The organism is Arthrobacter sp. AFG20, from assembly GCF_002892795.1.
Taxonomy (GTDB): domain Bacteria; phylum Actinomycetota; class Actinomycetes; order Actinomycetales; family Micrococcaceae; genus Arthrobacter.
In genome coordinates, this window is the sequence record NZ_PJMC01000021.1 from 61,635 (window position 1) to 74,600 (window position 12,966).

The 12,966-nt window shown below is 61.3% G+C and carries 11 protein-coding genes; 10 read left to right on the top strand and 1 reads right to left on the bottom strand.

The window, feature by feature from the left end; genetic code table 11:
- Positions 1-69: 69 nt before the first annotated feature.
- Positions 70-822 (bottom strand): helix-turn-helix domain-containing protein, encoded by a 753-nt coding sequence (locus tag CXZ05_RS19820; RefSeq protein WP_079599132.1) that lies wholly within the window; start codon positions 820-822, stop codon positions 70-72.
- 402 nt (positions 823-1,224) lie between these two features.
- On the opposite strand from CXZ05_RS19820, the gene CXZ05_RS19825 reads away from it, so the two are divergent.
- The 10 genes from CXZ05_RS19825 to CXZ05_RS19870 all read left to right on the top strand — a co-directional run bounded on the left by CXZ05_RS19825 (position 1,225) and on the right by CXZ05_RS19870 (position 12,259).
- Positions 1,225-2,283, top strand: coding sequence for a sugar ABC transporter substrate-binding protein (locus CXZ05_RS19825; RefSeq protein ID WP_079599133.1), 1,059 nt, complete (start codon positions 1,225-1,227; stop codon positions 2,281-2,283).
- A 59-nt stretch (positions 2,284-2,342) separates the two neighbouring features.
- Positions 2,343-3,872 carry a sugar ABC transporter ATP-binding protein gene (locus CXZ05_RS19830; RefSeq protein WP_139386293.1) on the top strand — a complete coding sequence of 510 codons (1,530 nt, stop codon included), beginning with the start codon at positions 2,343-2,345 and terminating at the stop codon, positions 3,870-3,872.
- Between the two features lie 62 nt (positions 3,873-3,934).
- Positions 3,935-4,978, top strand: a complete 1,044-nt coding sequence (locus CXZ05_RS19835) for an ABC transporter permease (RefSeq protein ID WP_079599135.1) — start codon at positions 3,935-3,937, stop codon at positions 4,976-4,978.
- Between the two features lie 38 nt (positions 4,979-5,016).
- The gene (locus tag CXZ05_RS19840) at positions 5,017-5,751 is read left to right on the top strand and encodes an SDR family NAD(P)-dependent oxidoreductase (RefSeq protein ID WP_079599136.1); all 735 of its coding nucleotides are present in this window, start codon (positions 5,017-5,019) and stop codon (positions 5,749-5,751) included.
- A 45-nt stretch (positions 5,752-5,796) separates the two neighbouring features.
- Positions 5,797-6,744 (top strand): dioxygenase, encoded by a 948-nt coding sequence (locus CXZ05_RS19845; RefSeq protein WP_079599137.1) that lies wholly within the window; start codon positions 5,797-5,799, stop codon positions 6,742-6,744.
- A complete protein-coding gene (locus CXZ05_RS19850) occupies positions 6,741-7,796 on the top strand; it encodes a maleylacetate reductase (RefSeq protein WP_079599138.1) in 1,056 nt (351 codons plus the stop codon). The genes CXZ05_RS19845 and CXZ05_RS19850 overlap by 4 nt, the downstream gene beginning before the upstream one ends.
- Before the next feature lie 50 nt (positions 7,797-7,846).
- Positions 7,847-8,950 carry a zinc-binding dehydrogenase gene (locus CXZ05_RS19855; RefSeq protein ID WP_102974188.1) on the top strand — a complete coding sequence of 368 codons (1,104 nt, stop codon included), beginning with the start codon at positions 7,847-7,849 and terminating at the stop codon, positions 8,948-8,950.
- A 13-nt stretch (positions 8,951-8,963) separates the two neighbouring features.
- Positions 8,964-9,887 (top strand): sugar phosphate isomerase/epimerase, encoded by a 924-nt coding sequence (locus tag CXZ05_RS19860; RefSeq protein WP_217700361.1) that lies wholly within the window; start codon positions 8,964-8,966, stop codon positions 9,885-9,887.
- 98 nt (positions 9,888-9,985) lie between these two features.
- Positions 9,986-10,714, top strand: a complete 729-nt coding sequence (locus CXZ05_RS19865; RefSeq protein WP_079599140.1) for a helix-turn-helix domain-containing protein — start codon at positions 9,986-9,988, stop codon at positions 10,712-10,714.
- Between the two features lie 729 nt (positions 10,715-11,443).
- Complete coding sequence (locus CXZ05_RS19870) at positions 11,444-12,259, top strand: Gfo/Idh/MocA family protein (protein WP_217700362.1); 816 nt, start codon at positions 11,444-11,446, stop codon at positions 12,257-12,259.
- Positions 12,260-12,966: the final 707 nt, after the last annotated feature.

Here is a 12,966-nt window from a genome sequence, read left to right on the forward strand (position 1 = left end):
CTCATGAAAGGGCTTTCTGCGCCGACGACACGCCCTGCCACTTAATGAAGAGGCGATAAGAAGGAGAAATTAGGCGTGTGAGTGTTCAACCGCAGCTGATTCCTCGCCGTTCGACGCACCGGCCCTTGCCAGATCAAGGGGATGGGCGAAGCCTTGACGACCGACGACGGCCCAGATGGCGACACAGTCTTCGCCAGAGGTGTTGCTGAGACGGTGCGGGACGTTCGAATCAAAATTCATGCTGTCGCCAGGCCCGAGAACATCGCTGTCGAAGGCGACCTGGACATTTAGTTGGCCGGAAAGGATGTGGATGTACTCCCACCCTGGGTGACGCATCAGGTCGCCGGCGGCGCAGGACTCGCTCCCGGGAGTGTAGGTAACCCGCAGAAACTCGACCAGCGGGTCTGCCCGTTCCGTGAGCCGCTCCCAGCGGACGCCTCCCATGTTGATCTCGGGACGGTCCCCGGCCCTTTGGACTCCTGGGAGCGCTGAACCTGCAGAAGCGGTGAAGGCCGAATGGCTGGCCAGCCCGGTAACCGCGGCCCCATTACCGGTCGTGCCATTTGCTTGCGGCGCGGGGGAGTGCTCACCACTCATCAGCGTGTCCAGTGAAAGCCCCAGCTCCGAAACGATGGTGTACAAGGTCCCAATGGAAGGGACAGCACGGCCCAGCTCAACCTGCGACATAAAACTTGCCGAGATTCCTACTCGGCGGGACAGCTCCCTCAGGGAAATCTTCCGCTTCGTCCTGGCGGCCCGGAGCTGGCTGCCCAGTTGGGCGCGACCCTCTTCCGTAACCGCTGCAGTGTCCTGAATGCTCATCCTCGACCTTTCCGACGGTCCTGCCCGGCGCGCGGGCAGGACCGCTGATTTGACTGTCCACTCCAGTCGGGAAGCCCGCCAGAGATGTACAGTGTGCGCGGACACCAGTCTAGCTTCTCTACCCGATTATTGCTCAGACTTCACAATCGATCAGCAAAAACAGCCACGTCTTCCCGTTATTCATCGCGGTGTAAAGCGGAATGTGCTGTATTACTTGACAGTGTGGGGTGTGTCACTTTACATTTGAAGGGTGATAAAGCCGCGAAGCTGGTGCCTATGGGGATCTCCCAACCAGCCGGGCGCATCAGCCGAAGCTTTCGGAAGCTCCCGAACTCGAAGCGAGGACGGACAGCACCGGAGCCAGAGTTCCACTGTGTATATCTACCTTCTAACTAGGAGCAAATGATGGTGCAGGATCGCAAAGGCGCCTCCGCATTCAAACTGAGCCGCCGCCACATCGGTGTAGCTGTGCTCACCGGCGCCACCTTGGCGCTCTCCGCCTGTGCCGGGGGTGCGTCATCCGGAAGTAGCGACGCGCCTACCGTTGGCTTCTCGGCCGGCGTCCTGGACAACCCGTTCACGGCAGGTCTCGTGGACTCGGTCGTCACCGAAGCCAACTCGAACGGATTCAACATGCTTCCGGCTTCCAATGCCGAAGGTGACCCCGCCAAGCAGGTGACCGACTTCAACACCCTGATTTCCCAGGGCGTGAAAGGCCTGGTGACCATTCCAAGGGACAGTGACGCCATTATTCCGGCCATTGAGGCTGCAAACGCCGCAAACATCCCTGTCGTGACTGTCGACACCGCAGCCAACGGCGGCAAGATCTACATGAACGTCAGGGCGGACAATGTTGCCATGGGCACCAGTGTTTGCGAACAGATCGGCAAACTGACCGGAGGCAAGGGAACGGTCCTGGAACTGCACGGCGCACTGTCTACCACTTCCGGGTTTGACCGCAACAAGGGCTTCAGCGACTGCATGCAGTCCAGGTTTCCGGACGTTGAAATCATCCGCAAGGACACCAACTGGGAGTCTGCCAAGGCTGTGGAGAACGCCCAGACTGTTCTGAGCACCTCCAAGATCGATGCAGTGTTCCTCGCCAGCGACTCCGTCATGCTCTCGGGCGTGCAGACCGTGATGGAAGGCCAGGGCAAGTGGGCCCCCGCAGGACAGCCCGGGCACGTTCCGCTGGTGACAATTGACGGTTCGAAGGGTTCCCTGGACGCCATCCGCTCGGGGCACGTTGACGCCGTCATTTCCCAGCCCGTGGACCTCTACGGCAAATACGGTGTCCAGTACCTCAAGGACGCCATCGCCGGCAAGGAATACAAGGTCGGTCCGTCTGAACACGGCAGCGAAATCGTCGAGTACAAGGGCAACCTTGCCGACATGCTTCCGTCCCCCGTCATCACCACAGACAACGTTGATGACGAGAACCTCTGGGGCAACAAGAAGTAGCTCCCTTGTCCGGCCCAGCAGGGCCAGGGGAAAGACTGAATTTCAGAAAGGGTGACATCGTGGTCACAGCTAACACCCAAAACGCCATCGAGATCCGTGGGCTCAAGAAGTCCTTCGGATCCACCCAGGCGTTGACTGATGCCAACCTGATCGTCCGTTCAGGCGAATCCCGGGCCCTGCTGGGCCGGAACGGCGCAGGAAAATCTACATTGATTGCGATGCTTACCGGGCTGGTCACTCCAGACTCGGGCAGCATCCACATCCAGGGCGCCAACGGTGAAATCACCGAAGGCCCCGGCTCCGATTCGATCGCCTGTGTGTATCAGAAAAGCACGCTGGTGCCGGAACTGACGGTGGCCGAGAACATCAGCCTCGGAACATACCCACGCAAACGGTGGGGGAGCGTGGACTGGGCCGCCATCCGCAGGACAGCCACGGACCAGCTCAAGGACTGGGGTTACGAGCGCATCGCCGATAAGACCGTCGAAGACCTTGAACCGCTGGAAAAGAAGATCGTGGAAGTATGCCGGGCGCTGTCCCGGGGACCGCGGATCCTCCTTCTGGACGAACCGACGGCCGGCCTGGACGAGGGGGCCTCGCATGAACTCTTCGCCCAGATCGACAGCCTCCGCCAGCGCGGGGTCACCGTGATCTACGTGTCCCATCACTTGGAGGAAATCTTCAAGGTCTGCGACTCTGTCACCATCCTGCGCGACGGACGCGACGTCCTGACCGCACAGACGGCGGACCTCACCGTCAACAAAATCGTGAACGTCATGGCTGGGGTGAGCGAGGAAGAAGCCGCGGCAGCCAAGAAAGGCTCTGTCGCCGCTCACCGCGGCCAAGAGCAACTCGGTGAAACCCGGCTGACCGTCTCGGGGGCCCGCATCGGGCTCCGAGTGCTGGGAGCCAACCTGACCGTCCGCGCCGGTGAATGCGTGGGCCTCACGGGCCTCGACGGGGCAGGTCACGTCCAGCTCGCCCAGGCCATCGCCGGCCAGGTGGCAATCGAACAAGGAACCGTTGAACACAACGGCCACACGCTCGGCCAGGGAAACGTCATCAAGACGATCAATGCAGGTGTGGGCTTCGTCCCCGAAGACCGCCACGTCAACGGCTATGTCCCGGAACTGTCAGTCGAAGAGAACGCCACACTGACCATCGTTGACCGGCTTCGAGGCCCTGGTGGCCTCATCAACTCAAAGCGACGCCGCGAACGCTTCACAGAACTTTCCGGAGCCTGGGCCATCAAATGCGACGGACCGACCCAGGCCGTCGAAGAACTCTCCGGAGGCAACCAACAGAAGGTCGTGCTCGCACGGGCCCTGGCTTCAAACCCGGACACGCTCGTTCTCGTCCACCCCACCGCCGGTGTGGACGTGACGGCCAAGGAATCCATTTACGAGTCGCTCCGGGAACTGCGCGACAGCGGACGGTCCTTGTTGATCGTTTCCACCGATGACACGGATCTGGAAATTTGCGACAGGGTGATCGTCATGTACAAGGGCGAAATCCACGCCGAACTCAACGCGGGCTACGAAGAGTGGGAACTCGTAGGCGCCATCCAAGGGGCGGAGGCAGCTGCATGAAAACGTCTGCCCAGCCCCTGCAGCCCACGCCCACAGAGCCAAAGAACCAAGGAGAACGTCCAATGTCCACGCATACCCCAACCGTTGCGGGTACGCCGACCAGCCGCCGGCCCCTCAACATCATTGATCAAGCCCGCTCGTCCGGCTGGGCCCGTGAGCTCGCGCTGCTGCCCGCCATTATTTTGGCGATGGTGATTGGGGCCATCCTCTCCCCGCAGTTCCTCACGGCGAACAATCTCCTGAACAACGTCCTCGTCACCTCCGCTGTGCTTGGAATTGTCGTGATCGCTGAAAGCATCATCCTGATCTCCGGGTACTTCGATCTTTCTCTCGAATCCGTCGTGGGCCTGGCACCGATGCTTGCAGTGTGGCTGGTGCTTCCCGCGGCTGTCGGCGGCTCTGGATGGGGCTGGTCGCCATGGGCAGCTATTGGAGTGATGTTTGCCCTGAGCATCGTCATCGGACTCATGAACGGCTTCCTCGTCGGCAAGCTGAAGCTCAACGCCTTCATCGTCACCCTCGCCATGCTCACCCTCCTCCGCGGCCTGACCATGGGCCTGTCCGGCGGCAAGACCCTTTCCGGGCTGCCCGCTGAGTTCCTTGCCCTCGGCAACACCAAGTGGCTGGGCATCTCCATCCAGATCTGGCTCTTCGCGATCTTCCTGGTCGCCGCAGCAGTCTTCATGCGCAGCCACCCGGTAGGCCGCAAGCTCTACGCCATGGGCGGCAACAACGCCGCCGCGGCCGCAGCAGGTATCAAGACGCTGCGTCTGACCATCGGAGTCTTCGTCGCCGGCGCCATTATTTCAGCGTTCGCCGGCCTCATGCTCACCGGCCGTATCGCCTCCGTGACCGCCAACCAGGGCGACGGCCTCATCTTCACCGTCTTCGCCGCGGCCGTCATCGGTGGCATCAGCCTCAACGGTGGCAAGGGCTCCATGATCGGCGCCCTCAGTGGCGTGCTGCTGCTGGGCATCATCCAAAACATCCTTGTCCTGTCCCAGGTTCCCTCGTTCTGGATCCAGGCGATCTACGGTCTGATCATCCTCAGCGCCCTGATCTTCAACTACCTGGCCGGCTCCCGGCGTACCCGCCGCGTCGTCTAACCCATCCCGCTACCCCTGAAAGCTAAGGAGCGCACACCGTGAGTTCACCATCCTTTGACGGGAAGGTCGCCATTGTCACCGGTGCGGCCAGTGGCATCGGCCACGCCACAGCAACGGCACTGGCTGCACAGGGTGCGACCGTCTACGGAGCTGACATAGCTGCCCCCGCAGACGGCGCAGCCGACAAGGCCGTTCATTGGCGGCGCCTCGACGTCGCCGAGGAAGATGGTTGGAAGGCCCTCACGGAAGAAGTGCTCCAGGCCCACGGCCGGATCGACGTCCTGGTCAACAACGCAGGTTTGGTCGGATCCTACGATTCGATAACAGACATCGACATCCAGGACTGGCACCGGATCATCTCCATCAATCAGACCGGTGTTTTCCTGGGCATGCGCTCAGTAGTCCCGGCCATGCTGTCCCGGGGATCCGGAGCGATCGTCAACGTTTCATCGATTTGGGGACTTGTCGGAGCAGCCGGCGTCGCCGCCTACCAGGCTTCGAAGGGTGCCGTGACAGTGATGACGAAGAACGCCTCCGCCACTTGGGCAGCCCAAGGAATCCGCGTCAATTCGGTCCACCCCGGGCTGATCACAACGCCGTTGACGGAAAACCAGGATCAAGCCATCTCCGATGATCTGATTGCCAGGACCCCGATGCACAGGGCAGGGCAGGCCAGCGAAGTCGCCGACGCCATCGTCTACCTCGCCTCGGATAAGGCCTCGTACATCACCGGCGCGGAGCTGGTTGTCGACGGTGGATTCACCAGCATCTAAGCCCCCTTTTACCAGCCGCCCCAGCTCCAAGGAAGGAACATCACCATGAGCACGGACCTCGGCCCCGAAACATTGACTGCCGCCGTTATCGACAGTTTCCGCAACACCCCGGATGACCGCCTTCGGACCATCCTGAGCAGCCTCACGACCCACCTTCACAACTTCGTCAGGGACATTGAACCCACGATCGAAGAATGGGAAACCGCCATCAACTTCCTGACCGCCACAGGCCAGAAGTGCGATTCCGTCCGTCAGGAGTTCATCCTCCTCTCCGACGTGCTGGGCGTGTCCATGATGGTGGAGACGCTCAATGACGCCGAGACCCCCGACGCCACCGACTCCACCGTCCTGGGACCGTTTCACATGGTCGAGTCACCGAAGCGCGAGCTGGGCGACAACGCTTCCCCGGAAAGTGAAGGCGACATCTGCCTGGTCAGGGGCCGCATCCTTTCCGTCACCGGTGAACCTGTTCCTCATGCCTCCATTGATATCTGGCAGGCGAACACCAAGGGCTTCTACGACGTCCAGCAACCCGGCATTCAAAGCGTCGGCAACGGCCGTGGCCTGTATACCTCGAACGCTGACGGGGAGTTTTACTTCCGCAGCGTCATCCCCAGCTATTACCCGATCCCGACTGACGGACCGGTCGGTGACCTGCTGCACGCGACCGAGCGCCACCCGAACCGGCCCGCGCACATCCATTTCATTGTCACCGCCCCGGGTTTCCGCGAGCTGACAACCCACATTTTTGTTGGCGGAAGTGACTACATCGACTCTGACGCCGTTTTCGCCGTGAAGAAGAGTCTGATCGCCAAATTCGTGCCCAACACCTCAGAGGCCGATGCAGCGCGTTACGGGCTCACCTCACCGTTCATGGAGGCAGTGATCGACATCGTCATCCACCCCGAACTCGTCGACCCCGATATCGTCCACACCGCCGTGATGTCCCCGTCCACTGCGCGGATTATCGAAGCACAGGAGAACACTCGATGAAGGATTTTCAGTACCAGGCACTTCCCATGCGCGTCCGCTTCGGAGCGGGCTCCCTCGCCTCCCTCAATGACGAAGTCGTCAGCCTCGGCCTCAAACGGGTCCTGGTCCTGGCCACCCCCTTCCAGGCGGACCTGGCAGAGCAGGTCTCCGAGCAGTTGGGCGAGCTCAGCGCCGGAGTGCATGCGGAAGCTGCAATGCATGTGCCCATCGAATCCGCTCACAAAGCGCGGGAAGTAGCCGCAGCGGCCCAGGCCGACGGGTACGTCGCCGTGGGCGGCGGGTCGACGACAGGCTTGGGCAAGGCCATCGCACTGGAGTTCGGCCAGCCCATCATCGCCGTGCCCACAACCTACGCCGGCTCCGAGATGACTCCCATTTGGGGACTTACCGCCGACGGTGAAAAGAAGACGGGGCGCGACCCCAAAGTCCTGCCCACCAGTGTCATCTATGACCCGGAACTTACTGTCTCCCTGCCGGTGGCCATGTCGGTCACCAGCGGATTTAACGCCATTGCCCACGCGGTGGAAGCGCTGTACGCCCCGGACGGCTCGCCCATCATCTCTCTGATGGCAGAAGATGGAACCCGTGCGCTGCTGGAGGCAATGCCGAAGATCGTAGAAGAGCCAACCGATATCGAGGCGCGCTCAGATGCCCTGTACGGGGCCTGGCTCTGCGGTGCCACGCTCGGCGCGACCACCATGTCTCTGCATCACAAGCTGTGCCACACGCTGGGCGGGACGTTCAACCTTCCGCACGCTGAAACGCACACCGTCGTGCTGCCCTACGCCTTGGCCTACAACGCCCAGCACGCACCGCAGGCAATCGCGGCACTGCAGCGGGCCACCGGATCCGACAACCCTGCAGCCCACCTCCGGAAACTGAGCCTGTCCCTTGGGGCACCGTCGTCACTGGCTGAGCTGGGCCTGAAGGAATCCGACATCGACAAAATCGTCGAAATCGCCACGAAGAATCCCTATTCGAATCCGCGGGAAGTAACCCCGGAGGGCATCCGTGAACTCGTCACCGCTGCCCTTCATGGCAGCGACATCTAAGTAACTTCCGCGCTACAACCTGTTGGCTGAACCTATAGAAAGAACACAACATGTCTGAGACCGTAAACGACGTTCGTTCGGCGCCCGCGGTACCGCCGGTAGGAACGGTTCCGGCTGTCCTGGTCCGCAAAGACGCGGCCGGCACCATCACAGTCGAGCCCGGTACAGCACCCGTCACTGCGCCCAGGCCGACTGAACTTCTCGTACGGCCTGCCTATGTAGGGGTATGCGGCACCGACATCGAAATACTGCACGGCAGCATGCCCGCAACCTTCAAAATCAACTACCCTCACGTTCTGGGGCATGAATGGTCCGGCACTGTCGTAGAGGCGGGCAGCGACGTTGTGGGATTCCACCCAGGGGACAGGATTCTCGGCCACGGACACCTCGGCGGAAATGACTGGTTCGGGGTCACCCACGACGGAGCCGCAGCTGAATTGTTCACCGTTCCGGCAGATATGTGCTTCCACATCCCCGCCGAGGTGGACATGCTCGCGGCCGCTGTCATCGAGCCTTTCGCCTGCGTGTTGAATGGGCTCAAAAAGATCGGGGGCATCAGCGCGGCTGACACCGTCCACGTGCATGGACTCGGAGCGATCGGCCTGAATGCAGTACTCCAGGCAATCACCGCAGGTGCGGAAGTCGTCGTATTCGATCCCAGCCCACTCCGCCGGGAAACGGCAATGAAACTCGGAGCAGCGGCTGCCGTGAATCCACTGGAGAACCCGGACACCACCGCGGCCGCAGCAGCAGCCACGGGACGGCCCTTCGCGGACGTGGTCATTGAAGCATCCGGCAATTCGGCCGCACAAGCAGCAGCCCTTGAGAGCGCAGACCACAACGGACGAGTCCTGCTGATGGGTGTCTCAACCCCCAAGTTCGCACCCGCACGTTTGGGCCTTGTTCAGGAACGGAACCTAACGATCACCAGCTCAACGGGGGCGCCGGTGGCCGTATGGCCGGCAGCAATCCGCTACGTGGCAAACACACGCCTCAACCTGGCCCAGATCGTCTCGACTGTCGTCCCCTTCTCCCGGGGAGACGAAGCCCTCCAAAGGGCGCAAGACTCAAGCCGGGAAACGAAGGTCATGCTGGCCCCGGACAGCACCCATTCCCACGACCTACCAAGCTCTCCAGCCCACAAAGCCAACTAAATAAAGGAAGAACGTGAACGCTACGAACATCATTCAGAACCGGGACCTGCTGGCCTCCTGCTGGACCTGGGCAGGAAACGCCGCACCGCTCCGCGGAGACGAAACCAGCCCTATTGACGTGCGCACCCGGGTTGAGGCCGCCGCCAAGGCAGGCTGGAAGGGACTGGGTTTCATCCACGCCGATCTTCCCGAGATAGAAAAGACCATCGGCCTGAAGGGACTCCGCCAGCTGCTGGACGACAACGGAATCGTCCACGTCGAGATGGAATTCCTCGCCGACTGGTGGAAGACCGGCCCCGAACGCGCCGAATCCGACCGCTGGCGCAAGATTTTGTTCAACGCCGCTGAAATCCTCGGCGTCAAGACCATCAAGGTCGGCGCCGAACTCGCCCTTGAAGGCGAACCGGCCCCTGTCGACGAGACCGCATTCCACCAGGAATTCGACCGGCTTGCTACCGAGGCCGGCGAAGTGGGCACACGGGTTGCGCTGGAACCCATGCCGATGAACAACCTCAAAACGCTCGAAATCGGCGCGAAGTTTATCAACGAGGTCAACAACCCCCACGGCGGGCTCACCGTAGACACGTGGCACACCAGCCGTGGCGGCACCCGCTACGAAGACCTGGCCGCCATCCTGCCCATGGACAAAGTCTTCGTCGTTGAGATCGATGACGCCCATAGGGAGGTCAGGGGCTCGCTGTGGGAAGACACCATCAACGAACGGCTTTACCCCGGTGAAGGCGACCTTGACACCGCCGCGTTCGTCAAAGCCATCCACGACGCCGGATGGCGTGGACATTGGGGCGTGGAGATTCTTGCGGAATCGCACCGCCTCCTGCCCCTGGACCAAGCCTTGGCCCGCGCCCACGACACGGCAGCCGCAACACTGGAGGCTGCATCCCAACTGATCGCCGCGGAACAGTCTGAAAAGGTCTGACCCGAGCAGCTAGTCCACAACAAGCCCGGCCCTCGCGCTACCCACACCAAGGTAGTGCGTGGGCCGGACTGACCTGAGCGGAAGAAAGCCGAACACCCATGAGCGCACCCGCCCCCGAGGCACGATCAGATGCTGCCATCAAGCTTGGCATGCGCCTTCGTGACGCCCGGCAAAGCGCCAAACTGTCCCTGCGTGAACTTGCACGACGCGTGGACGTCTCCGCCAGCCTCGTTTCGCAGGTCGAGCTTGGCCGCACATCACCGTCTGTCGGAACCCTCTACGCTCTCGTATCAGAACTGGGGCTCTCCCTTGATGAAGTCATGCAGGATGGCGAACCATCAGAACTTCAGCTGCCAGCCACCACTCTTCGCGTTGTTGAAACCGCAGCCGTCAAAGACGGTGAGCCTCGGTCATCCGAGGATCTTGTGCCATCTCTTCTCCCGGCCGCGGGCAACGAGCTCCCAGGACTCCTGGAAGCGAAAGATCGCCCAAAACTCCGCGTTGCTGGTGTCCTCTGGGAGCGACTCACCGCAGAGAACGACCCCAACGTTGAACTACTCCGAGTGACGTACGGAAGCGGCACCGAATCCTGCCCGCCCGACAACCTCCTGCGGCACGGTGGACACGAGTACTTCCACATCCTTGCAGGAAGGCTCAACGTGCAAGCCGGCTCCTCATCGGGAACTCTCAGCGCCGGCGACAGCATCAACTTCGTGTCCTCCGTCCCTCACCGGCTCAGCAATCCGTTCACCGAAGACTGCATCGCAATTTGGGTGGTCGTCGGCCGACGGAGCGTCGCCACCACCCCCATCTCACCGATCGCATAAATCAGACGAATAGCAAAATATTCATCAATTGCACCCCCGAGTCTTGAAACGGAGTCCCAGTTGAGTTCCACATCTACACAGGTTTGGGGGCAGGAGCCCCCAGGCGAGGCTCAGCCAGACAATTCGGCCACTCCTGCGCACTGGGGCGAGCTCTGCCCGGGTGATCACGTCTGGGTGGTTTGCGCCAAATCTTCACACTCCGGGATTGTTGACGCTGCATCGGCTGACGGTGAATATCTGTGGCTGCTTCTCAACGGCGGACACGGTCGCAGGTTGTTCACCAGGGCCGAGGTAACCAGGACTTATGTCGATCCAACGGACCTGGCCAAGCGGCCAAGACCGACGCATTAACCTCTCTTGCCGCAGTGCGGCCTGAAAAAGCGGGACCTGCAACCCTTTGCTCTGCCCAACGCCGATAAACCTGATTACTCAGTCTGGGAGAAAACGATGAGAATGCTGCTCCGCCGAATTTCGATTCTGGTTGAAGGCGCTGGCTACAGCGGCGGCCTGAGCGCGCGGGACAGCCCATTGGAGCCCGGGTTCCCCCAGGGAGTGCTTGCTTCATTCCCCTGGGAAGGCTGGTGGCACGATGACCCGGATGAGGGCCCAGCCCATAGGTGATCGCTCAGGCCTAGGGGCACAAACAACAAAACCAGGCCTCAGGACAGGCCAGGGAAACCAACACCATGACCAAAGCGCCGGTAGTAAGAATTGACAGGAGACAGCACTTTGAAACCGATCGCCGTAGGACTTCTGGGAATCACGCACCCGCACGCTTCCGCGCGGGTCCGCGCCCTCCGAGAAATAGAGGGCGTGGAGGTGGTTGCCGCCGCTGACGACGATCCGCGATTGAACTACTTCACCGGTAAGTACGATATGGAGGCCCACGATATCGACGGGGTGCTCCAGGACGACCGCATCGACGCTGTCATGGTTCATTCCAAAAGTAAGGACATGGTCTCCCATGCCCTAAGGGCCCTCAACGCCGGGAAATCTGTCGTCGTGGAAAAGCCGGGCGGCGGAACCGTCAATGGCCTGCTGCAGCTGGCCAAGGCAGAGACCCAGGCTGCTCCCGGATTGGATATTCAGGTCGGGTACAACGTACGCCTGGCACAGTCGGTCACCCGAGCAAAGGAGCTCATAGACGCCGGGACCATCGGGAACGTGGTCAGTGTGTCGGCCAGAGGCGCCGCTCTCGCCGGCGAGCATCTCACTGCCCACCTGAACCAACCGGCGGACATGGGCGGGGCGCTATGGATCATCGGGTGCCACATGATCGATACTCTGGTCAGCATGTTCGGCGTCCCCGAGACCGTCAATGCGCGGGTGCGCAAGTCCGCGAAGCTCTCAAACGAATCGAGCCGCGAGGACTCTGCAGCTGCCCTGCTGAATTACCCCGACATGTCCGCTGCCTTCAGCTTCGACAGCCACGACCGACTCGAATGGTTCGAAAGTTCCCGCATATCCGTTTACGGCACCACGGGAATGATCGAAATCGGCATCCTTCCCCAGAAGCTAAAGCCGGCCCGGTCCTTCTCGACGTAGACCCTTTGGCCAGCTGGCTGGACCGAGTGGACGCAGAGCTATTTCACCCCGCCGTTCGCCCGCACTGAAGAGAACAAGTTTTCCGAACTGCCCGAACTGGAAAACATCAGCAATTTCCGCACGGAGATGCGTGGATGGGTCAACAGCATCCGCTCCGGCGCCCCTGTGCTGGCGCCCGTCTTGGATGCCCTGGCAGTGGCCCGGATTATCGACGCCAGCAAAGCCCGCAATGCGGCTGCCGCCACGGTTCCGGCCAAGAGCGGTAGGCGGGAGTTTCGTGTCCAAAAGGTACATCCACACCCGTGAAGTTTCGCTAGAAATGTCACCGACAAACTGACGCAGGCTAACGAAACAAGGGGCAGCAAGGGGTGCTGTAGGCCCCTACTGGCAGACCAAGCCAAAGAGTCGATGACGGATATTCCGTCAACTTACTGTGCTGGCGGCAGGATATCGGAACCGTGGCTTGCCGTAGGTGGTAGCGGTCGGGTGGGTGTGAGCGTTGTCCCTATTTGAGAGAAAGCACTGCCTTCAAGTTTTACGGGCAAGGACTTACGGCATTTCGAAGGGGAGTGTCTTGTATGCGGTGTTCTTGTTCATGTTCCAGCCAGCGACCAGGCCTGAGCCGATCATTTGGTCGCTGAGGCGGGCGAGTCGGTAGGCGGGGTCGGTGTCGAGGGCGAGTTGGAGGAATTGGTGGGCTTTGCTGC